Genomic DNA, 21,988 nt, shown 5'->3' with positions numbered 1-21,988 from the left:
TCGGTCCCCAAGAACTCCACCCCCCTGATACCTTTCGACATCCCCGATCGGAGGAGTGAATCCCAGGGGACGACACTTTCCTCCGACGAATTGTCCTTGCTGCTGATGGGGCACGCGGCGTTCCAGTATTTGTACGCGTCCTGCGAACTCGGCCTGTTCGACCTGATCGCCAAGCACGGTTCACTGGACCGCGCGGACATCAAAGAAGAACTGGGCCTGGCCGACCGGGCAGTGGACATTCTGCTGCTGGGAACGGCCTCGCTCGGCCTGCTCGGCAAGAACGGAAGCCACTACACCGTCGCGCCCGTGATCGCGGAACTCATCGACAGCGGCCAGTGGAAGCAGTTCATCGACGTAGTCGTCTTCGAGCACGAAATCGTCTCCGAGGGGCAGCGCGACCTCCTTGACTCCCTGCGCACCAACAGCAATGTGGGAATCCGGCGCATCCCCGGCCGCGGACACAACCTCTACCAGCGCCTCGCGGAGAACCCCCGGCTGCAGCGGGTCTTCTACCGGTACATGAGGTCCTGGTCGGAACTGGCCCACCGGGACCTGGTCAAGCTCGACCTCGCGGGCGCGCGCACGCTCCTCGACTGCGGCGGCGGGGACGCCGTCAACGCCCTCGCCCTGGCCGCCGTGCATCCGCAACTGCGCATAGCGATCCTGGAGTTGCCCGAAGTCGCCGACTACACGGCGGCCGCCGTCGCGGAGTCCCCCTACGCCGGCCGCATCAGTGTTCTGGAGGGCCACATGTTCACCATGGACTGGCCCACCGGAGTCGACTGCGTCCTGTTCGCCCACCAACTGGTCATCTGGACGCCGGAGGAGAACATCGCGCTGCTGTCCAAGGCCCATGAAGCACTGGCGGACGGCGGGCAGTTGGTGATCCTCAACTCCATGTCCCACGACGAAGGCGATGGGCCCGTGTTCGCGGCGCTCGACAGCGCCTACTTCGCCTCGATGCCCGCGGAGGGCGGCATGATCTACCCCTGGGCCGAGCACGAACGGTGCCTGCGCGCCGCCGGATTCACGCAGATGCGCCGCATCTCCGGCGCCGGCTGGACCCCGCACGGCATCATCGTCGCCACCAAAGAGCCGTCCGGGGCCCGGCGATGACCACCGCGCCGCACGGCTCCGGTCACACCGTACGGGACCGCGGTACCGGGAGCCCGGGGGGTGTCCGCAGCCCGGAGGACGTCCGGAACCCTGGGGGCGCCCGCAGCCTGGAGGACGTCCGCAACCCCGGGGACGCTCGTAGCCCGGAGGACGTCCGCAACCCTGGCATCGTACGGGCGATGGTGCGCCTCGGCCGCGTGAAGTTCCTGCTCCAGAGCACCACCGTGGTGGGCGCCGGGACAGCCGTCGCCGTCGCGGACTCCGGCCGGTTCAGCCCGCGTTCGTATCTGCTGGTGCTGCTGTTCGCCTGGCTGGGCCACCTCATGACCCACTACTGCAACGAGTACTTCGACCTGGACGCCGACCGCGCGAACACGGCCCCCACCTCCTGGACCGGAGGCAGCCGCGTCCTGGTCGACGGCCACCTGCCGCCGCGGGTCAGCCTGTCCGCCGCCTTCATCCTGCTGTTCGGCGCCCTGTACACGGCGATGTCCCTGCCCACGACCGGGGAGCGCTGCGTGGCGGTCACCATCCTCACGGTGTCCTGGTTCTACACCGCCCCGCCGGTGCGGCTGAACTACCACGCACTCGGCGAGGTCTCGTGCGCGACCGTCCTGTACGCGCTCGTCCCCCTGCTGGCCTTCCTGGCCCAGGCGGCGTCCGTCACGCCAGGTCTGATGACGTATCTCGGTGTCGTCTTCACGCTTCAGCTGCTCCGCTGCCTGATCATGAACCTGCCGGATATTCCCGGTGACCGGCGGGTCGGCAAGACCACTCTGGCCGGCGTGCTCGGGCCCACGAACGCCGTACGCGCCTACGCCGGGGGACACGCCGTCGTGTACACGGCCCTCGCCGCGGCCACCGCGACCGGCGCGCTTCCCCCGGCCACCGGCGGGGCCCTGCTGGCGACGCTGCCGATCCCCTTGTGGGTGGCGCTGCGCCTGAGGGCCGGGACCGTCACCGATCAGCGCACCGCCGAACTGGTCACGTTCTGGTCCTCCATGGTCCAGCCGGTCACCTCCTCCGCGGTGATCGTCGGCATGACCGTACCGGCGGCCCTGCACCGGCAGGTCCCGCTGCCGTGGCTGGTGGCGGCCGCGGTCACCCTCGCGCTGTTCGGCACGTGGCTGGCCACGGCGGTCCCGGCGACGGTCGCGCGCTCACGCCGGGCCGACGCGCGAGGGGCCGCGTCGTGAGCGCCGCCGCGGGCCGCCCGCGCGACGCCCTGCGGCGCGCCTGGCGCCGCACCGGCGCCGACCGGCCCGGCGGTGACCCGCTGCCCGCCCACCGCGTGCCGACCGAGGGCTACCTGTGGCGGTTCACCTCGCCCGACAGCCGGCGCGTCATCACCGTCGGCTGCACGGTGAACCGGGACAGACATGGCACCTGGTCGAGCGTCGTGCTGGCCCGGGAACCGGGCGCCCTGCTGCGGTACCGCACCGTCCCCGCCGGGTGCGCGGACCCGGACGCCTTCGCCGTCTCGGCCGGCGACCTGCTGAGCTACCGCGACGGCCACCTGGTCGCGGAGGTCGCGGACACCCGCCTGGACGTCACGATCAGGCCGACCGTGACGTGGCCGCGTGCGGCTCTGCCGCCGGGCGGGGTGGCGGCTCTGCTGCCCTTCCTGCGCACGTACTGGTGCCCGTACCTCCTGCACGGCCGGCTCAGCGGGCAGCTGACGACCGCGGGCGCGACGGCCGACCTCACGGGCGACCAGGTCTACGCGGAGAAGGCGTGGGGGCGCGGATTCCCCGCCCGCTCCTGGTGGGGGCAGGCCCACGGCTTCCCCCGCACCGATCTGTGCGTCGCCTACGCCGCCGCCCCGATCCCCGGAGCCGGACCGGCCGTACTCGCCTCCTGCGTGGTCCGCCTCGGCGACAGCGGATGGAATCTGCCCGCCCTGGCCAACCACGCCACCCGGTACGAGCACGCCGCCGGCTGGACCCTCATCCTGCGCGGGCCCCGGCACCGCATCCGGCTCGACGGAAACGCCACCGAGCCGCCGCTGCCGATGCCACTCCCCGCGCCCGCCGAACGGGCGCTGGTCACCACACCGCAGGCCCTGCGCGGCACGCTGCGGCTCCGCGTCCACCGCGGCGGCCGGCTGCTGCTCGACACGGAAACCACCCTGGCCGGCCAGGAGTCGGGGACGACCCGCCGGGCCGAGGAGGCGTTGACATGACAGAGATATCCGTGACGGCCGATCTGCTGCGCCGCACCGATCCCATCGAAACCCCGCCCGAACTGACGGAGTTGCGCCGCCGGCGACCGGTCTGCCCCATGCGGGGGCTGGAGGGCGGGCCCGCGTTCGTCGTGACCGGCTATGACGAAGTGGCCCGGGTCCTCACCGACGCGGCCTTCAGCCGGGCGGCGGTGGACATGCCCGCGACAGGGTTCGAGAAGACCGGCGGGCAGCTGCTCGACCTCGACCCGCCCGAACACACCAGGCTGCGCCGGGTCCTCAACCCCGCCTTCAGCCGTGCCCGGGTCGCGGCCCTCCGCCCCGCCCTGCGCCGGCTGGCCGACGAACTGCTCGACGGGCTGGCCGCGCAGGGGCCGCCGGCCGATCTCGTCGAGCATCTCGTCGTGCCGTTCCCCCTGACCGTGATCTGCGACCTGGTGGGCGTGGCACGCCCGGACCACCACCACGTACGAGCGCTCACCTCCGCCGCCCTGGACCGCGGCAGGCCCGACGCGGCCCGGGCGGCCGCCGCGGAGCTGACGGGCTTCCTCGGTGACCTCGTCGCGGTACGGCGCCGGCGCCCCGCACCGGACCTGATCACCGAGCTGACCCAGGAGCACGACGCCGGGCGTCTCAGCCGAGTGGAGCTGGTGACCGCGCTGACCAGCCTGGTCAGCCTCGGTCACGAGACCACCGCGGCGTCCCTCGGCCGCGCGCTCGTCACGGTCGTACGCGAACCCGGGCGGCTCGCGACGCTGGCCGACCCGCGCCACACCGACCGGATGGTGGACGAGCTGCTGAGGCTGGCGCCTGCCACCCAGTTCACCCTCGCCCGCGCGGCAGTCGAGCCCCTTTCCCTCGCCGGGGTGTCCGTCCCGGCCGGCGCGCTGATGCTGCCGTGCCTGAGCACCGGCAACCGCGACCCCCGCCGGTTCAGCACCCCGGACGGCCCGGCCGCCCAGTCGCGCCCGCACCTGTCCTTCGGCCTCGGCCCCCATTACTGCCTGGGCGCCCACCTGGCCCGGGAGGAACTGCGCACCGTCCTGGTCGCGCTCGGCCGGCGGATGCCGGATCTGCGCCTCGCCGTGGACGAGCCGGCGCTGGAGTGGGACCGCATGTCCTTGATCGAAGCGCTCGGAAACATCCCCGTCACCTGGTAGTCCGGCGGCGCGGACGCACCGCGCCCGACACGGGAGGATCTCCACGATGAGGCCACCATTCGGCACGACCCGCGAGGACCGCACGACCCGTGAGGGCGGCGTGACCCGCCAGGACCGCACGACCGGCGAGGGCGGCGTGACCGGCGAGGGCCGCACGACCGGCGAGGGCGGCGTGACCGGCGAGGGCCGCACGACCCGCGAGGGCGGCGTGACCCGAGCGGACCGCACGACCCGCGAGGACCGTCCGTACGACCGTAACGACGCCGTCGGCCCCGACGGTGGCCTCGACGGGGCCATCACCGGCATCGACCACATCCGCATGACGGTCGGTAACGCATGGCAGACCGCCTACGTCCTCAGCTCGGCGTTCGGGATGACGCTGTGCGCCTGCCGCGGGCCCGAACAGGGCTACCGCGAACACGCCGAGTACCTTCTGCGATCAGGCCGGGTCAGGCTGCTCATCACCGGTGGCGCCGCCCCCGGTTCGGCCGCCGGCGCGTGGGCGCAGGCCCACGGCGACAGCGTCAGCGACATCGCCTTCACCACGCACGACGTGGACCGGCTCTACGCGCACGCCATCGAGAGCGGCGCGATCGGATACGGAGAGCCCCGCGACCACACCGACGAGCACGGCACGGTGCGTACCGCGGCGATCGGCACCTACGGAGACCTGCGGCACACCTTCATCGACCGCAGCCGCTATCGCGGGCCGTTCCTCCCCGGGTTCGTGGAGAGGGAGCCGTTGGCCGGTCAGGCGCCGCGGGTATGCGAGGACATCGATCACACCGTGGGCTGCGTCGACCAGGGCGAACTGGACGCGTGGGTCAAGTTCTACGAGGCCACGCTGGGTTTCACGCAGTTCGCCGAATTCACCGGCGACGACATCGCCACCGAATACTCCGCCCTGATGAGCACCGTCGTCGCCGACGGCAGCGGCCGGATCAAACTGCCGCTCAATGAGGCGGCTCCCGGCCGCCGACGGTCGCAGATCGAGGAATTCCTGCAATATCACCACGGCCCCGGTGTGCAGCACATCGCCCTCAACACGCCGGACATCCTCGCCGCCGTGGACACCCTGCGGGAACGCGGCGTCACGTTCCTGGCGACTCCGGCGGCGTACTACGACGACCCGGAGCTGGCCGCCCGCATCGGCGAAGTCCGCGTACCGGTGTCCGAGTTGCGGAGCCGCGGAATTCTCGTGGACCGTGACGAGGAGGGGTATCTGCTACAGATCTTCACCACTCACCTCCTCGACCGCCCCACCATGTTCCTCGAACTCATCGAACGCAACGGCGCCACCGGATTCGGCAAGGGAAACTTCAGGGCGCTCTTCGAAGCGGTCGAACGAGAACAAGAGCGACGAGGAAACCTGTGAGCGCCCCGGCCGACGGCCCGGTCGACGGCCCCGGAGTGGTGATCGGCGCGAGCCTGGCCGGCAGCCTCGCCGCGGCCACCCTCGCCGAGGCCACCGGCGAGGTCGTCATCGTCGAACGCGACAAGCTGCCGGCCACCCCCCGGCCCCGGCCCGGCATTCCCCACGGCCGCTTTCCCCACCTGCTCCTCCCCGCCGGGGTGCGCGGCCTGGAGAGACTGCTGCCGGGCATCGTCCCGGAGCTGATCTCGGCGGGTGCGGCCCCGGTCGCGATACCTCAGGACGTCCGCCTCCTGACGCCGTTCGGCTGGTTCCCCGAGTTCCCCTCCGACCTGTGCGCCCTGGCCTGCTCCCGGCCCCTGCTCGACCACCATGTACGTACCCGAGTCCTGAACGACCGGCGCATCACCGTGCTCGACCGCACTGCCGCCGACGGGCTGGGGATCGCCGAAGGCCGGGTCCGTACGGTGCTCACACGGGCCCGGGGCGGCACCACGGCCACGGAGATCCCGGCCGCCGTGGTCGTCGACGCCGCCGGACGACGCTCGTCAACCCTGGAGTGGCTCGGGCGAGCCGGGTATACGGGCCGTCCCGCGCAGTACGTCGACGCGGGCGTCAGCTACGCCGTCCGCAACTACCCGAGCCACCCGCCGGAGCCCGGCCACCGGCGCCCCGCGCAGGTCCTCAGCCTGCAGGCCGCCCCGCCGGCCGATCTGACCTTCAGCATTCTCATACCGACCGAGAACGGCGACCGGCAGGTCGGAATCGGCGCCATGCGGCCGCGCACCGCGCCCCGTACCGCCGACGAGTTCGCACAGGCGCTGTCCCGGCTGCGGGACCCGGCCCTGATCGAAGCTCTGGACGGCGAGCCCGCCGGACCTGTCCGCACGTTCTATCCGGGGGCCAGCCGCTGGAACCGGTTCGACCGCTGGCGCAACTGGCCGGACGGCCTGATCGTGCTCGGCGACGCGCTCTGCACGGTCAACCCCGTCTACGGACAAGGCATGTCCGTCGCCGTCAACCAGGCGCTCACCCTGCGCCGGGCCTTCAGCGCCGGGCGCCCCGCTGCGAGCGCGTACGGGCGTCTCCGCCGCGACCTCGCTCGCACCGTCCGACCGGCCTGGACGCTCTCCGGCACCGCCGACTGGCGATTCCCGCACACCAGCGGTCAGTTCAGCCCCTTCAGCAGCCTGATGCACCGGGTCCTGGATCACTTGCTGCCGATCGCGATGACCGACCTCGCGCTGGCGCGCCACCTCGCCGAGATCTTCGCCTTGACCCGGCCGCCCTCGTCCCTGGCCAATTTCGACGTCCTGCGTGCCGCGGTCGGCCGGCACTGAACGTGCCGATCAGTCGGCACTGAACCTGCGGGAAGTGCCCGCGGGGCAAGCCGTTGGGGCCGCCGAGGCGACCTATGTCCCTCGGGGCAGGTGGCCCCGGCCCGGAACAGACCCGGTCTTGTGCGCGGGCCGGTCGTGGTCCGCGCACAAGACCGGTGGTTCCTCAGGACGGCGAGCTCAGCCTGAGGCCCCTCTGCCTGACGTCCTCAGCTTGAGGCCCCCAGCTTGAGGCCCTCAAGCTGAGGGCCCCAGCCTGACGTCCTCAGTCCGTGCCGAATTCCATCGCCGCGCGGTCGAGCAGCTTCTCGTCGCCGGAGACCTCGCCGCGCGAGGCGATGGCCTCCGCGCCGCCCTGCGGCATCGCACCGATCAGCCCGGTCGAGGCCGCCTGGGCGGCGCCGACGAGCGCGGCCTGGCCGGTGCCGACCATGCCGAGGTCCGCGTACTGCTCCAGCCTGGCGCGCGAGTCGGCGATGTCGAGGTTGCGCATGGTGAGCTGGCCGATCCGGTCCACCGGGCCGAACGCCGAGTCCTCGGTGCGCTCCATCGACAGCTTGTCCGGGTGGTAGCTGAAGGCCGGGCCGGTCGTGTCGAGGATCGAGTAGTCCTCACCGCGCCGCAGCCGCAGCGTGACCTCGCCGGTGACGGCCGCGCCGACCCAGCGCTGGAGCGACTCGCGCACCATCAGCGCCTGCGGGTCCAGCCAGCGGCCCTCGTACATGAGGCGGCCGAGGCGCCGGCCCTCGTTGTGGTACTGGGCGACGGTGTCCTCGTTGTGGATGGCGTTGACGAGGCGCTCGTACGCGGCGTGCAGCAGGGCCATGCCGGGCGCCTCGTAGATGCCGCGGCTCTTGGCCTCGATGATCCGGTTCTCGATCTGGTCCGACATGCCCAGGCCGTGGCGGCCGCCGATGGCGTTGGCCTCCATCACCAGATCGACGGCGGAGGCGAACTCCTTGCCGTTGATGGTCACCGGGCGGCCCTGGTCGAAGCCGATCGTCACGTCCTCCGCGGCGATCTCGACCGACGGGTCCCAGAACTTCACACCCATGATCGGGTCGACGGTCTCGACGCCCGTGTCCAGGTGCTCCAGGGTCTTGGCCTCGTGCGTGGCGCCCCAGATGTTGGCGTCGGTGGAGTACGCCTTCTCGGTGCTGTCCCGGTAGGGCAGGTCGTGGGCGAGCAGCCACTCCGACATTTCCTTGCGGCCGCCGAGCTCGGTCACGAAGTCCGCGTCGAGCCAGGGCTTGTAGATCCGCAGCTGCGGGTTGGCGAGCAGGCCGTAGCGGTAGAACCGCTCGATGTCGTTGCCCTTGAAGGTCGAGCCGTCGCCCCAGATCTGGACGCTGTCCTCAAGCATCGCCCGGACCAGGAGCGTGCCGGTGACGGCGCGGCCGAGCGGCGTGGTGTTGAAGTAGGCGCGCCCGCCGGAGCGGATGTGGAAGGCGCCGCAGGCGAGCGCGGCGAGGCCCTCCTCGACCAGCGCGGCGCGGCAGTCGACCAGGCGCGCGATCTCGGCGCCGTACGTCTTGGCGCGACCGGGCACCGAGGCGATGTCGGGCTCGTCGTACTGGCCGATGTCGGCGGTGTACGTGCACGGGACGGCACCCTTGTCGCGCATCCAGGCGACGGCGACCGAGGTGTCGAGGCCGCCGGAGAAGGCGATGCCGACGCGCTCGCCGGTGGGCAGTGAGGTGAGGACCTTGGACATAGGAAGAGTATGTATCACTCTGCATGATCATGCAAAATCCTGGATTTCGAGCCCTCCGGCCACCGGCCACCGGCAAGCCGCGGTGGGCTTCCTCGCCGTCGCCTCGGGCGCCAACGCTCTGCTCAGCCCGCCGGAGTGCACCCTCTGGACCCACCGCCACCGCGGCCCGGGCCCGCCTCGCCTCGCTCACCCCTCGCTCACCCCTCGCGAACGCGAGGTCCTGGCCCTGCTGGCGGAGGGCGAGACCAACGCCGACATCGGCAAGCGCCTCACCATGCGAGGGGGCGCCGTCAAGGCTCACGTCAGCCGTATCCTGGCCGCCCTGGAGGTCACCAACCGTGTCCAAGCGGCCCTCCTCGCCCGTGACGCGGGTCTGACCTCCTGACCCCGGGGTCCAGGCCGGGGCAGCCGAGGTCGGCCGGGGCGGCGCGGCCGGTGGCGTGGCGGTGGTCCGGGACGTCGGCGAGGGCCGGGCCGCTGCGCCGGACACGGTCCGGCGCGGCCGTCTGATGTCTCGCGGGGCGTACCGGGCCCTTGTTGGCGAGGCTGGAGGTGATTACGTTGCGTGGGGATGAGGCCATAGCTCGTTGTTGAGGAGTCCGATGTCTTCCCAATCGATTGATGGCACGTGCGACGCGGCGTTCGCCGGTGTGCGCGATGTGTTCGCGCAGCACTTCGCCGACGGCCTGGAGCTCGGCGCGCGGGTGGCGGTGGTGCTCGACGGGGTCACGGTCGTGGACCTGTGGGGCGGGTACGTGGATCCGGCGCGCAGTGTTCCGTGGAACGCCTCGACGCTGGTGAACGTCTGGTCCTCGACCAAGGGAGTGGTCGCGCTCGCCGCCCACCTGCTGGCCGACCGGGGGCTGCTGGATCTGGACGCCCCGGTGGCGCGGTACTGGCCCGAGTTCGCGGCGGGCGGCAAGGCGGAGCTGCCGGTGCGGTATCTGCTGAACCACCGGGCCGGTCTCGCCGGGTTGCGGGAACCGGCCACCGTGGAGGACCTCTACGACTGGGGCGCCATGACGTCCCGGCTGGCGGCTGCCGAGCCGCTCTGGGAGCCCGGGACCGTATCGGGCTACCACGCCTTGACGTACGGCTATCTCATCGGCGAGGTCATCAGGCGGATATCGGGCCGAACCGTCGGGGACTTCATCCGCACCGAGCTGTCGGGCCCCCTCGGCGCCGACTTCCACGTAGGGCTCGCCCAGCGGGAAGACGGGCGCGTCGCCACACTGGTGCAGGCGCCGCCACCGCCGGACAGCGAACTGGCGAAGACGTTCGCGCAGTTGAGCCCCATCGCGCTCGCTGTCCTCGCCAACCCCGCGGTCGGACCCGAATCCGCGAACACCCCGCAGTGGCGGCGCGCCCAGATCCCCGCCGCGAACGGACACGCCACCGCGCTCGCCCTGGCGCGGCTGTACGGCGCCTACGCGGGCTCTTCCGCCGTGATCAGCGCCCGGCAAACCGACCTCGCTCGGCAGGGGCAGGGCCGCTGCCTCGACCTGGTGCTCGGCGGCGCGCTCGGGCGTGAGTCCGAGTTCGGACTGGGCGTCATGCCCAGCGGAGAAGAGGGCGGTTACGGGCCCAACCCGTGTGCCTTCGGGTTCGACGGCTATGGCGGTTCCTTCGGGATGTGCGATCCCGAGGCGAATCTGGGTATGGGGTACGCCATGAATGTGATGGGCCATCATGTAGTGAACGACCCACGGAAGACGGCTTTGATCCACGCCGTGTACGCGGCGCTCTGATCCGGCGGGCCCCCGCCATCCGGTGGTACGGGGCCGCCCGGCGACTCGACCCGCACGGCTGATCGGCTGATCAGCCGACCTCGGACGGGCCTCAGCTCATCGGCCGTGCGGGCGGCCGACCTTATGGGCCCGCCGTATGAGCCCGCCGTGTGAGCTCATCGCATGAGCCCGCCGCCCCCTGCCCAACAGTGCAGCGGCCGCTTCCCCTTCGGGTACCCCGCTTGGCTCCCCTCCGTCCGCCCGGCAGATTGTGGCGAGGACAGAGGTTTCGCGCGCTACGCCGGGAAACCACCCCACCCTCCAGGGCCGGAAGGGGTCTTGTAATCATGGTTTCCGAGGCCGAGCCAACGCGGCACATCTCACGCGACGACGTGCGCGACACGATCGGCCGAATCTGGAAAGAGGTCCTCCGCCTCGAAGAGCTCGGCGACAGCGACAACTTCTTCGAGCTCGGCGGACACTCGCTGACGGCGTCGCAGGCGATCGCCCGCATCTCGCGCACGCTGGGCGTCGAGGTCCCGATGGCCGACTTCTTCGAGCGACCCACCGTCGACGACCTCACCGACTTCGTGACGCGGCGGCGGGGAGCCGACACCCAAGCCTCCGCCTCGGTGACGCGGCAGCGGGGGCCCGAGGCACAAGCCCCCGCCGCGCTCGTACCCGAGAAGGGCGCGTCCACATGAGCGCGGGCGCGCTCTCGGCGCTCTCCTCCGCTCAGCAACGGCTGTGGTTCCTCTGGCAGTTGAGGCCGGACGGCAACGAGTACAACGTGCCGCGCGCCACGCGGCTGCGCGGCCCGCTGGACGTACCCGCCCTCCAGCGGGCCCTCGACCGGCTGGTCGAACGGCACGACGTGCTGCGCGCCACCTTCCCGACCGTGGACGGCGCGCCTGCCCTGCGGATCGCCCCGCAGGGCAGGGTGCCGCTGACCCTGACCGACCTGAGCCGGTCGCCCGCGGCGGCCTGGGAAGAGGCTGCGAGCCGCGAAGAGGGCATGGCCCGCGACGAGGCCGTGGCTCGCGAAGGGACCGTGGCTCGCGAAGAGACCGCGGGCGAGGCCGCGAGCGGGGCCGCGGCACGCGAAGCCGCCATGGGCGAGGCCGTGGCCCGCGCCGCCCTCGCCCCCTTCGACCTGGCGAACGGCCCGGTCTTCCGGGCGGACCTGATCCGGCTCGCCGACGACGACCACGCGCTGGTCCTCGCCTTCCACCACATCGTGGTCGACGGCTGGTCCCTCGGCATCCTCGACCAGGAGCTGTCCGCCCTGTACCGGGCCGCGTCGAGCGGCGACGCCGACCCGCTCCCCGAGCCCGCGCGCTCGTACCGGGAGTACGTGGCCGCCGAGCGCCGGCTCCTGGACGGGCCGCGCAGCCGCGAGGCGCTGGACTACTGGCGCGCCGAACTCGACGGCGCACAGCTCAAGTTGCCCCTGCCCACCGACCGGCCGCACCCTCCGGCGCAGAGCTTCGACGGCGACAGCCGGCCCTTCGCCATCCCGCCTCGGCTCGGGCAGCAGCTCGAAGCCGTCGCCTCCCGCTACCGCGGCACCCGGTTCATCACCCTGCTGGCCGCCTACGCGGTCCTGCTGTCCCGGCTGGCCTCGACAACCGACCTGGTCATCGGCGTACCGGTGAGCGGCCGCACGGAGCTGGAGGTCGAAGGCACCGTCGGGCTGTTCGTGAACATGCTCCCGCTGCGCGTCCGCTGCGCACCAGAGACCCCCTTCGGCACGCTCGTACAGCAGGTGCGCGACACCTTCCTCGCCGGTCACGAGTACCAGGACCTGCCCTTCCAACTGCTCGTCGAAGAGCTGCAGCCGGACCGCTCGACCGCCCGGCACCCGCTCTTCCAGACCGTGGTCACCTACGAGGACCTGCCCGAAGCGGGCGCGCTCCTCCCTGGGCTCGACTGCTCCGCGCTGCCGCTGCCGACGGAGACCGCCAAGTACGAGATGGCGCTGCACCTGGCGTGGCACCGGCAGGGCGCCGAGGGGTGGGTGGGCTACCAGACGGACGTCTTCGACGGCCGCAGCGCCGAGTTGACCGGTCGGCGGTACGTCCGCCTGCTGGCCGCGGCCCTCGCCGCGCCGGAGACCCCCATCGGGCAATTGCCCGTGCTGGGAACGGACGAGGAACGGACGCTGATCACCGAGTGGTCCGGCGCCGCGGAGTGCGCGCGCGAACCCGCGGGGGAGCGCGTCGACCGGCTCTTCGAACGCCAGGCCCGCGCTCACCCGGACGCCGTCGCCGTACGGACCGCGGAGGGCCGCCTCACCTACGCCGGGCTCGACCGCGCCGCCGACGAGGCCGCGGCCGGGCTGCGAGCGGCGGGCGCGGGGCCGGGCGCCCTCGTGGCGGTCTGCCTGCCGCGCGGCGCGGAGTTGGTGACCGCGCAGCTGGCCGTCCTCAAGTGCGGTGCCGCCTATGTCTCCCTCGACCCCGCACACCCCGCCTCCCGGCTGAACGCGATCCTCGACGAGGCGCGTCCGCTGCTCGCCCTGACCGACGCCGAGCATGCCGGGTCTCTCGACGGTACGAGCGTCCGTACGCTTGACTCCCTCCCCGCTCGGGGGGCACCGGCGCCCCCGGCTCCGGAGGCCGGGCCCGGCGATCTCGCGTACGTCATGTACACCTCCGGTTCGACCGGCCGCCCCAAGGGCGTCATGGTCGAGCACCGCGCGCTCGCCAACCTGGTCACCTGGCACCACGAGGAATTCGGCCTCGCGCCCGGCGACCGCGGCACCCTCATCGCCGCCCCCGGATTCGACGCCTCCGTCTGGGAGATCTGGTCGGCCCTGACCGCCGGCGCCACCCTGGAGGTGCCCGACGCCGAGACCGTGCCGGACCCGTCCGCGCTGCGCTCCTGGCTGGCCGAACGCCAGGTCACCAGCGCCTTTCTGCCGACCCCCCTCCTGGAGCGGATGATCGGCACCCCGTGGCCCGCCGGATCGGCACTGCGGTCGGTGCACACCGGCGGCGACCGGCTGCACGGAACGGGCGGACATGAGCTGCCCTTCCGACTCGTCAACAACTACGGCCCCACGGAGAACACGGTCGTCGCCACATCGGGGACGGTCACGCCGGAGGGCGAGGCGCGCGGAGCGCTACCCGGCATCGGGCGGCCGATCACCGGAGCCGAGGCGTACGTGTTCGACGCCGAGCTGCGGCCGGTGCCGGTGGGCGTGCCCGGTGAGCTGTACCTGGGCGGCGCGGGCCTGGCCCGCGGCTATCTGGGCCAGCCGGCTCTGACCGCCGACCGGTTTGTGCCGCACCCGTACGCGCCGGTCCCGGGCGCGCGCCTGTACCGTACGGGCGATCTGGTGCGCTGGCGGGCCGACGGGAGTCTCGACTTCCTCGGCCGCAACGACCACCAGGTCAAGATCCGGGGCGTACGCATCGAACTGGGCGAGATCGAGAACGTGCTGCGCGCCCACCCGGGCGTACGGGAAGCGGCCGTGATCGCCACCTCCCCGGCCGCCACGGCCGCCACCGACACCACGGCCACCTCCCCGGCCGCCACCGAAACCACGGCCCCAGCCATCACGGCCGCCTCCCCGGACAGCGCCGCCGGAACCGAACTCGTCGCCTACCTGGTGTCCGCCGACGACTCGACCGCCCCTCAACTCGCCGGTCTGCACGACCACATGGCACGGCATCTGCCCCGCTACATGCACCCGCGCAGATACCTCGCCCTGCCGACGCTGCCGCTCACCCCCAACGGCAAGATCGACCGTACGGCGCTGCCCCAGGACGCCCTGGAACTCGCCGCACCACCCGCCGCCCGCCGCCGCGCCGAGGCGCCGCTGGAGCGCCGGATCAGCGCCGTATGGGCGGCGGCGCTCGGCCACGAGTCCTTCGGGGCCGACGACAACTTCTTCGACGTAGGCGGCCATTCGCTGCTGCTGGCATCGGTCCGCGACCGGCTCGCCAAGGAACTGGGCGGACCCGTGCGGATCGCCGACCTCTACGCGTACCCGACCATCGCCGCCCTCGCCCGGCAGCTGACCGGCGCCGAGGCCCCGGCCCCGGACCGCACCGGCGGCGAGGGGCGCACAGCCGGGCGCCGCCGCGGCGCGGCCCGGCTGACGGCCATGCGGGCACGGACCTCCCACGGAAGGGCAGAACGACAGTGACCGCCGAGCACATCAACGAGAACGCCTACGAGAACGCCGACGCCGGTAACCACCTCGCCGAGGACGACGACACCCACATCGCCGTCGTCGGCATGGCCTGCCGCTTCCCCGGAGCCGTCACCCCGGAGGAGTACTGGCACAACGTCGTGAACGGCGTCGACGGCGTACGGACCCTGACCGACGCGGAACTGGCGGAGTGGGGCGAGGACCCCGAGCGGATCAAGGACCCGCGCTACGTGCGCCGGCACGGCGTCGTGGAGAACATCGGCGACTTCGACGCGGACTTCTTCGGCATCACCGCCCGTGACGCCGCCCTGCTCAACCCCCAGCACCGGATCTTCCTGGAGTGCGCGTGGGAGGCGCTGGAACGGGCCGGGTACGACCCGCGCGCGGTCCCGGGCACCACGGGGCTGTTCGCGGGAGCGGGCCGCAACGGCTACGCCTCGGTCGTACGGTCCCGACCTGACCGCTTCCCCGGCGTGGACGACCTCACCCTCAGCCTCGCCAACGACCCCGAGCATCTGTGCACCCGCGTGTCGTACCTGCTCGGCCTCACCGGCCCCAGCGTGGCGGTCATGACGGCGTGCTCGACCTCCCTGGTCGCGGTCCACGAGGCGAGCCGGGCGCTGCTGGCGGGGGAGTGCGACACGGCGCTGGCCGGCGGGGTCACCCTGCGGGCCCCGCTGTCCGGCTACTGGCACCGGGAGGGCGGCACCATGTCGCCCGACGGCTACTGCCGTACGTTCTCCGCCGACGCGCGGGGCATCGTGGCCGGGGACGGCGCCGGGATCGTCGTCCTGCGCCGGCTGCGGGACGCGGTCGAGGACGGCGACCACGTGCACGCGGTGCTCCGCGGCTCCGCCGTCAACAACGACGGGCGCGAGCGCGCGGGCTACACCGCCCCCGGTGTACGCGGCCAGGCGGAGGTCATCCGCCGGGCGCACATCGCCGCCGACGTGTACCCCGGCGACATCTCCTACGTCGAGGCGCACGGCACGGGCACCCCGGTCGGGGACCCCATCGAGGTCACCGCGCTGGCCCAGGCGTTCCGCGACGGGTACGCCGAGGACGAGACGGCCGCCGACGGGACCGTGGGCCTGGGCTCGGTCAAGACGAACATCGGGCACACCGACACCGCCGCCGGAGTGGCGAGCCTCATCAAGGCCGCGCTGGCGCTGGAGGACCGTACGCTCCCGGCCACCCTGCACTTCACCGCGCCGAACCCCGCCATCGGCTTCGAGACCACCCCCTTCAGCGTCAACACCCGCACCCGCAAGTGGGAGACGACCCGGCTTCCGCGGCGGGCCGGCGTCAGCTCCTTCGGCATCGGCGGCACCAACGCCCATGTGGTGCTGGAGGAAGCCCCGGCCCCCGCGCCGCCCGTGCAACTCCCCTCTCCCGCAGCGCAGTTGCTGGTGCTGTCGGCCCGCACTCCCGCCGCGCTGGACACCATGGCCGAACGGCTGGCCGACCACCTGCGGCGCCGGCCGGAGCTGCCGCTGGCCGCCGTCGCCCGGACCCTCCAGGTGGGCCGGCACACCTTTGAGCACCGCCGCCACGTCGTCTGCCTGGACCACGCGGAGGCCGTCGCGGCGCTGTCGGCTCCGGCCGTACGACACGACGGCGCCGTACAGAGCGAGGGAGCCGCAGAGTCGCCGACCGTCTTCTCCTTCCCGGGCGGCGGCGCACGGTACGCCCGTGACGCCCGCCCGCTGCACGCGGCGTACCCGGCCTTCCGGGACGCGGTCGACGCGTGCTGCCAAGCGCTGCCCGCGTCCCTCGGCCCCGACGTGCGGCGACTGCTGACGCCCCGTACGGACACCGAGCCCGACCCCGCGCCGTCCCCGGAACTGGAGTACGCGACCGGCTTCACCGTCGAGTACGCGCTCGCCCGCACCCTCATGGACTGGGGTGTCGTCCCCGCGACCGTAACGGGGCACGGCGTGGGCGCGCCGGTCGCCGCGAGCGTGGCCGGAGCGCTGCCGCTCACCGACGCGCTGACCATCGCCGTGTCGGCGGCGCGGGGCGGGACCGCCCTACGCGACGCGGTCGAATCGGCCCAGTGGCGGACCCCGTCGACCGGCTGGACACACCCCGCCTCGGAGCTGCCGGTGACGCCGCGGGAAGCGGCCGACCCCGACTTCTGGGCGGGCCTCCTGGACGGGAGCGCGCCGCGGACTGAGAGCGACTCGGCGGCGGACGGTACCGGCCGGCTCCTCGTGGAGATCGGGCCGCGGCAGCCGGGCGGCGATGCGCTCGCCGCTCTGCTCGACGCCGTGGGGCGGGCGTGGCGCGATGGGGCGGCGATCGCCTGGGACCGCCTCCACGACGGCTCGGACCGGCGCCGGGTGCCGCTGCCCACCTACCCCTTCGAGCGCCGGTCCCACCTGGTGCGGCCCGAGCCCGTCACCGGGGCGGACACCACCCCGGCCGCGCCCGCCGACGAGCCCGTGGCGGACGGACCGGTGGATGTGGACGCGGCCCTGCTCGTCCTCTTCCGGCAGGTCCTCGGCGTCGCGGAGGACGTCACCGACCCGGACTTCTTCGAGCACGGCGGGGACTCTCTCGCGGCCGTCGAACTCGTCTCCCTCATCGAGAACGCCTTCGGGGTGGCGCTGCCACTGGAGGACGTGTTCGAGACTCCGACGGTCGCCGGCCTCGCCCGCGCCGTCGAGGACCTGCGGGCCGCCGCCGACGCGGTGGCGAAGGCCGACGGCGGCGCCGAAACCGGGGGGCTCGCATGATCGACCAGGCCACCCTCCCGGCGGAGCCCGCCGAGCCCGCGGAATCCGTCGAACCGGCTGAACCCGCCGAACTCGCCGACGCGGCACGGACGTACAAGCTCCTCCCGGCGTCCTTCGCCCAGCGGCGGCTGTGGTTCCTGGACCAGCTCGACGCGGGCAACAGCGCCTACAACCTGGTGGCGGCCCTGCGGCTGCGCGGGACGCTCGACCTGCCGGCGCTGCACTGGGCCCTGAACCGCATCGTGGACCGGCACGAGGCGCTGCGCACCGTGTTCCGGGCCGACGACGCGGGGGAGCCCCACCAGTACGTCGCGCCCAGCCTCACCATCCCGCTCCCCGTCACCGACCTGACGCGGGAACCCGAGACCGGGCGTGCGGAACGCGCCCGGGCCCTCATCGAGACGGAGACCGAGCACGTCTTCGACCTCGCTCGGGGGCCGCTCGTCAAGACCCTGCTGGTGCGCCTGGGCGAGCGGGACCACGCCCTGGCCGTCATCTGCCACCACACCATCTGCGACGGCTGGTCCATGGCCCGCCTCTTCGAGGAGCTGTCCGAGCTGTACGCGGCCCGTACGGCCGGGCGCGAGCCCTCCTTGGCACCGCTGCCGCTCCAGTTCGGCGACTACGCGGCCCGTCAGCAGCGCGAACTCGCCGGGCCCGAAGCTGAGAAGGCCCTCGACCACTGGCGTACCCGACTGGCCGACGCGCCCGCGCTGCTGGAGATCCCCACCACCTACCCGCGACCCGCCGTGCAGGGCTTCGACGGCACGTCGCACACCATGACGCTCAGTCAAGAGACCTGGCAGGCGGTACGGGCCACCGCGCAACGGCACAAGGCCACGCCGTTCATGGTGCTGCTGTCGGTGTTCGCCCTCCAGCTCTCCCGGCTGTCGGGCACCGAGGACCTGGTCATCGGCAGCCCCAGCGCCGGGCGCGGGCGATCCGAACTCGCCCCGCTGATCGGCATGTTCGTCAACACCCTGCCGCTTCGCGTCGACTTGACCGGCGACCCCGCGTTCGAAGAGGTGCTGCGCCGGGTCCGCCGCAGCGCGCTGGACGCCTTTCCCCGTCAGGACGTTCCGTTGGAGCGGATCGTCACGGAGCTGGGGCCGGAGCGCGAACGGAGCCACGACCCGCTGTTCCAGGCGATGTTCGCGGTACAGCAGCCGCTGACCATGCCCGATCTGGCCGGTCTGGACGTGGACGTCTTCCCGGTCATTCCGCGGACGACCTTCACGGACCTATGGCTGGAGATCCGGCCGCACGACAACGGCGCGGACTGCTTCTTCCGCTACCGCACCGAGCTGTTCGACGCCGCGGCCGTGCGGCGCCTCGCCCGGCAGTACCGCCACGTTCTGCGCACCGCCCTGGACGACCCGAGTACGCCGCTGTCCCGGTTCTCCCTGACGGACGAGGAAGAGGCGGATCTCCTTCTCGGCCGGTGGAGCCGGGGGCCGGCCGCGTACCCCTGGGACGGCCCGGTGCACGAGGCGATCGACCGGCAGGCGCGGCGCACCCCCGACGCCACCGCTGTCCTCTTCGAGGGGGAACGGCTGAGCTATGACCAACTAGCGGGCAGGGCAGGACAGTTGGCGCGCCATCTAGTAGGGAGCGGCGCGGGTGCGGACGCCCCGGTCGCCGTCTGCCTGCCGCGCGGCCCCGGCCTGGTGACGTCCGCGCTGGCGGTACTCGCCGCCGGGAGCGCCTATCTGCCGCTGTCCCCCGAGGACCCGCCCGCCCGGCTCGTACGGATGCTGCGCGCGGTCGGCGCGGCGCACCTCCTCGCCACCGGCGAACTCGCCCCGCTGCTCGCCGACGCAGGGGTGCCCGTCACGGCCGTGGACGCCTTCCCCTGGGCGGAGGGGCCGCGGGATGCGGCGCCCATGGCGGCAGGCCAGGTCGGGCCCGACCACCTCGCCTATGTCATCCACACCTCCGGCTCCACGGGCACGCCGAAAGCGGTGGGCGTACCGCACCGGGGCCTCGCCAACCGGGTCCGTTCCATCCAGGCCACCCACGGTCTGGACCCCTCGGACCGGGTGCTGCACAAGACGCCCTGCACCTTCGACGTCTCCGTCACGGAGCTGCTGTGGCCGCTGACGACGGGCGCCGCCCTCGTCGTGGCCGCGCCGGGCGGGCACCGCGACCCCGCGTACCTCGTCGAGGTGATCGAACGGGAGCGGGTGACCACCGCGCACTTCGTGCCGCCGCTGCTGGAAGCGTTCCTCGAAGAGCCCGGCCTCGACCGGTGCGCGTCGCTGCGGCGGGTGCTGTGCAGCGGCCAGGAACTGCCTCGTACGACGCACGACCGCGTCCTCGCCCGCCTCCCGGCACGGCTGTACAACGCGTACGGGCCGACGGAGGCGTCGGTCGAGGTGACCGAGTGGGAGTGCGCGACGACGGCCGACGACGCGATGCTCGCCGAGGAGGTACGGGTACCCATCGGGCGGCCCGTCGCGGGGGCCGAGACATATGTGCTCGACGGTGAGTTGCGGCCGGTGCCGGTGGGCGTGCCCGGTGAGCTGTACCTGGGCGGTGAGGTGCTCGCCCGCGGCTATCTGGGCCAGCCGGCTCTGACCGCCGACCGGTTTGTGCCGCACCCGCATGCCTCGGTCCCGGGCGCGCGGCTGTACCGTACGGGCGATCTGGTGCGCTGGCGGGCCGACGGGAGCCTGGACTTCCTCGGCCGCAACGACCACCAGGTCAAGGTTCGGGGCGTACGGGTCGAGCCCGGTGAGATCGAGAACGTGCTGCGCGCCCTCCCGGGCGTACGGGAGGCGGTCGTGATCGCCACTTCCCCGGCCGCTGCCGATGCCGCCGGAACCGAACTCGTCGCCTACCTCGTACGGCAGGGGGCCGGGCGGCGGGTTCCGGAGCCGGCGGGCGCCACCGGTGATGGTGCTGTCTCCACCGCCGGTACTGTCTCCACCAGCGGCGATGTCTCCGCCACTGGCGGTGCCTCCGTCATCGGCGATGTCTCCGCCACCGGTGACGACGACGCCTTCGTCACCGCTCTGCGCGCCGATCTGCGCGACCGCCTCCCCGGCTACATGGTCCCGGCCCACCTCATGGTCCTGCCCGCGCTGCCGCTCAACGCGAGCGGCAAAGTCGACCGCGCGGCCCTGCCCGCCCCCGCCGCGGCCCCCGCGCACGACCGGGTGGGCCCCAGGGACGATACCGAGCGGACATTCGCCGACATCTGGGCGCGGGTGCTGGGCCGCCCGCAGAGCGACGTCAACGAGGACTTCTTCGCCGTCGGCGGTGACTCCCTCAAGAGCATCCAGCTGGTGCACCGGGCCCGCGAAGCCGGGATATCCCTGCGCGTCAGCGATGTCTTCCACCACCCCACCATCAGCGAACTCGCCGACCACGTAAGGCAGTCAGCGGTGACGCACTCCGCACCGCCCGAACCCCGGGAGGCCCGGTGAAGAGCCCCTGGCTGCTGCGCTTCCCGCCGCGCCCCGACGCGAAGGTGCGCCTGGTGTGCCTGCCGGGGGCGGGCAGCTCGGCGTCCATGTACTACCCGTGGTCGACGGCGTTCCCCGCGGAAGTGGAGGTCTGCGCCGTCCAACTGCCAGGCCGTGGCGGCCGGTTGCGAGAGGCGCCGTACCGGCACATGGACCCCCTGGCCGACGCGCTGGCCGAGGTGGTGCGCGCCGAATGCGACCGACCCCTGGTCCTCTTCGGCCACAGCCTCGGTGCCCTCATCGCGTACGAGGTGGCCGCCCGCCTGCGGGATCTGCCCGGCCGCCCGGCCGCCCTGACGGTGGCCGCGCACAAGGCCCCCCACCTGGGGAACGCCCGCGTGTCCGTGCACGACCTGACGGACCACGACCTGCTCGCCTTCATCGATCAGCTCGGCGGCACCTCACCGGGGGTGCTGGCCCGTCCGGAGATCAGAGCGCTGGCGCTCCCCGCCCTGCGCGCCGACTTCGAACTCGACCACACCTACGCATACCGCGAGCGGCCGCCCCTGGCCATCCCGGTCAACGCGTTCGGCGGCACGGCCGACGCCATCGTGTCCGAGGCCGAACTGGCCGCCTGGCGGCCGCTCACCACCGGCGACTTCACTCATCAGCAACTGCCCGGCGACCACTTCTTCCTCACCGCACCCGAGGGTGCCGCGATGCTGTCGCGGATGCGGGGCACGCTGCTCGCCCTCGCCGGTTGCGAACGGTCCGAAGAGCTCGCATGGCCCGAACCACCCGCACGGCCGGAATCCGGCGCCGCCCCCGGCGCCCGGCTCAGCAGAGAGGACCGCGTTTCCCATGTTCGAGGATGACGACCGCCGATACACCGTGGTCCGCAACCACGAGGACCAGTACTCCATCTGGCCCGAGGACCGCGCGGCCCCCGACGGCTGGGAGCCCGTGGGCGTGACGGGCTCCAAGAGCGAGTGCCTGTCCCACATCACCGTCGCGTGGACCGATCTGCGGCCCCTGAGCCTGCGCCCATAGCGCCCGCCCGCCCGCGAGGCGGCGCC

Annotated in this window: 14 protein-coding genes and 1 pseudogene; 14 read left to right on the top strand and 1 reads right to left on the bottom strand. The window is 72.8% G+C overall.

The annotated features are described in order from the left end of the window. Nucleotides 1-90 precede the first annotated feature (90 nt). From AC07AB_RS05700 to AC07AB_RS05675, 6 genes are read left to right on the top strand one after another with little or no spacing between them, the layout of a single operon-like run. Nucleotides 91-1,116 carry a methyltransferase gene (locus AC07AB_RS05700; RefSeq protein WP_478560552.1) on the top strand — a complete coding sequence of 342 codons (1,026 nt, stop codon included), beginning with the start codon at nucleotides 91-93 and terminating at the stop codon, nucleotides 1,114-1,116. Further along, nucleotides 1,113-2,312 (top strand): prenyltransferase, encoded by a 1,200-nt coding sequence (locus AC07AB_RS05695; RefSeq protein ID WP_478560549.1) that lies wholly within the window; start codon nucleotides 1,113-1,115, stop codon nucleotides 2,310-2,312. Before AC07AB_RS05700 ends, AC07AB_RS05695 begins: the two co-directional genes overlap by 4 nt. Then, nucleotides 2,309-3,298, top strand: coding sequence for a tocopherol cyclase family protein (locus AC07AB_RS05690; protein ID WP_478560546.1), 990 nt, complete (start codon nucleotides 2,309-2,311; stop codon nucleotides 3,296-3,298). The genes AC07AB_RS05695 and AC07AB_RS05690 overlap by 4 nt, the downstream gene beginning before the upstream one ends. Next, entirely contained in the window at nucleotides 3,295-4,458 is a 1,164-nt protein-coding gene (locus AC07AB_RS05685; protein WP_478560544.1) for a cytochrome P450, read from the top strand. Before AC07AB_RS05690 ends, AC07AB_RS05685 begins: the two co-directional genes overlap by 4 nt. 46 nt (nucleotides 4,459-4,504) lie before the next feature. Next, nucleotides 4,505-5,833: a 4-hydroxyphenylpyruvate dioxygenase gene (hppD, locus tag AC07AB_RS05680; RefSeq protein WP_478560541.1), complete on the top strand. Its 1,329-nt coding sequence runs from the start codon at nucleotides 4,505-4,507 to the stop codon at nucleotides 5,831-5,833. Further along, nucleotides 5,830-7,170 (top strand): NAD(P)/FAD-dependent oxidoreductase, encoded by a 1,341-nt coding sequence (locus tag AC07AB_RS05675; protein ID WP_478560538.1) that lies wholly within the window; start codon nucleotides 5,830-5,832, stop codon nucleotides 7,168-7,170. The genes hppD and AC07AB_RS05675 overlap by 4 nt, the downstream gene beginning before the upstream one ends. Nucleotides 7,171-7,432: 262 nt before the next feature. Here the strand turns inward: AC07AB_RS05675 and argG are convergent, their stop codons facing one another. Beyond that, nucleotides 7,433-8,881 carry an argininosuccinate synthase gene (gene argG / locus AC07AB_RS05670; protein WP_478560535.1) on the bottom strand — a complete coding sequence of 483 codons (1,449 nt, stop codon included), beginning with the start codon at nucleotides 8,879-8,881 and terminating at the stop codon, nucleotides 7,433-7,435. 196 nt (nucleotides 8,882-9,077) lie between these two features. On the opposite strand from argG, the pseudogene AC07AB_RS05665 reads away from it, so the two are divergent. The 8 genes and pseudogenes from AC07AB_RS05665 to AC07AB_RS05630 form a co-directional block, all read left to right on the top strand. After that, a pseudogene (locus AC07AB_RS05665) lies at nucleotides 9,078-9,266 on the top strand (response regulator transcription factor); the annotation flags it as partial. 217 nt (nucleotides 9,267-9,483) lie between these two features. Further along, nucleotides 9,484-10,629, top strand: a complete 1,146-nt coding sequence (locus tag AC07AB_RS05660) for a serine hydrolase domain-containing protein (RefSeq protein WP_478560532.1) — start codon at nucleotides 9,484-9,486, stop codon at nucleotides 10,627-10,629. Between the two features lie 326 nt (nucleotides 10,630-10,955). Continuing rightward, nucleotides 10,956-11,312: a phosphopantetheine-binding protein gene (locus AC07AB_RS05655; protein WP_478560529.1), complete on the top strand. Its 357-nt coding sequence runs from the start codon at nucleotides 10,956-10,958 to the stop codon at nucleotides 11,310-11,312. Next, nucleotides 11,309-14,761 carry a non-ribosomal peptide synthetase gene (locus AC07AB_RS05650; protein ID WP_478560527.1) on the top strand — a complete coding sequence of 1,151 codons (3,453 nt, stop codon included), beginning with the start codon at nucleotides 11,309-11,311 and terminating at the stop codon, nucleotides 14,759-14,761. Before AC07AB_RS05655 ends, AC07AB_RS05650 begins: the two co-directional genes overlap by 4 nt. Beyond that, a complete protein-coding gene (locus AC07AB_RS05645; RefSeq protein ID WP_478560524.1) occupies nucleotides 14,758-17,505 on the top strand; it encodes a type I polyketide synthase in 2,748 nt (915 codons plus the stop codon). The genes AC07AB_RS05650 and AC07AB_RS05645 overlap by 4 nt, the downstream gene beginning before the upstream one ends. Further along, on the top strand, nucleotides 17,502-20,933 hold the full coding sequence (locus AC07AB_RS05640; RefSeq protein ID WP_478560521.1) for an amino acid adenylation domain-containing protein: 3,432 nt from the start codon (nucleotides 17,502-17,504) through the stop codon (nucleotides 20,931-20,933). Before AC07AB_RS05645 ends, AC07AB_RS05640 begins: the two co-directional genes overlap by 4 nt. Then, complete coding sequence (locus AC07AB_RS05635; protein WP_478560518.1) at nucleotides 20,930-21,787, top strand: thioesterase II family protein; 858 nt, start codon at nucleotides 20,930-20,932, stop codon at nucleotides 21,785-21,787. Before AC07AB_RS05640 ends, AC07AB_RS05635 begins: the two co-directional genes overlap by 4 nt. After that, on the top strand, nucleotides 21,774-21,962 hold the full coding sequence (locus AC07AB_RS05630) for an MbtH family protein (protein ID WP_478560515.1): 189 nt from the start codon (nucleotides 21,774-21,776) through the stop codon (nucleotides 21,960-21,962). Before AC07AB_RS05635 ends, AC07AB_RS05630 begins: the two co-directional genes overlap by 14 nt. Nucleotides 21,963-21,988: the final 26 nt, after the last annotated feature.

It is taken from the genome of Streptomyces sp. NPDC044033 (assembly GCF_056434425.1).
The sequence above is the reverse complement of the archived record's forward strand: the minus strand, read 5'-3'. Positions and strand labels throughout refer to the sequence as shown.

What these genes read in the sequence shown, in the direction of transcription:
- AC07AB_RS05640 (WP_478560521.1), top strand. Translation starts at nt 17,502, where the DNA reads ATGATCGACCAGGCCACCCTCCCGGCGGAGCCCGCCGAGCCCGCGGAA.
- hppD (WP_478560541.1), top strand. Translation starts at nt 4,505, where the DNA reads ATGAGGCCACCATTCGGCACGACCCGCGAGGACCGCACGACCCGTGAG.
- argG (WP_478560535.1), bottom strand. Translation starts at nt 8,881, where the DNA reads ATGTCCAAGGTCCTCACCTCACTGCCCACCGGCGAGCGCGTCGGCATC.
- AC07AB_RS05695 (WP_478560549.1), top strand. Translation starts at nt 1,113, where the DNA reads ATGACCACCGCGCCGCACGGCTCCGGTCACACCGTACGGGACCGCGGT.
- AC07AB_RS05660 (WP_478560532.1), top strand. Translation starts at nt 9,484, where the DNA reads ATGTCTTCCCAATCGATTGATGGCACGTGCGACGCGGCGTTCGCCGGT.
- AC07AB_RS05685 (WP_478560544.1), top strand. Translation starts at nt 3,295, where the DNA reads ATGACAGAGATATCCGTGACGGCCGATCTGCTGCGCCGCACCGATCCC.
- AC07AB_RS05655 (WP_478560529.1), top strand. Translation starts at nt 10,956, where the DNA reads ATGGTTTCCGAGGCCGAGCCAACGCGGCACATCTCACGCGACGACGTG.
- AC07AB_RS05630 (WP_478560515.1), top strand. Translation starts at nt 21,774, where the DNA reads ATGTTCGAGGATGACGACCGCCGATACACCGTGGTCCGCAACCACGAG.
- AC07AB_RS05650 (WP_478560527.1), top strand. Translation starts at nt 11,309, where the DNA reads ATGAGCGCGGGCGCGCTCTCGGCGCTCTCCTCCGCTCAGCAACGGCTG.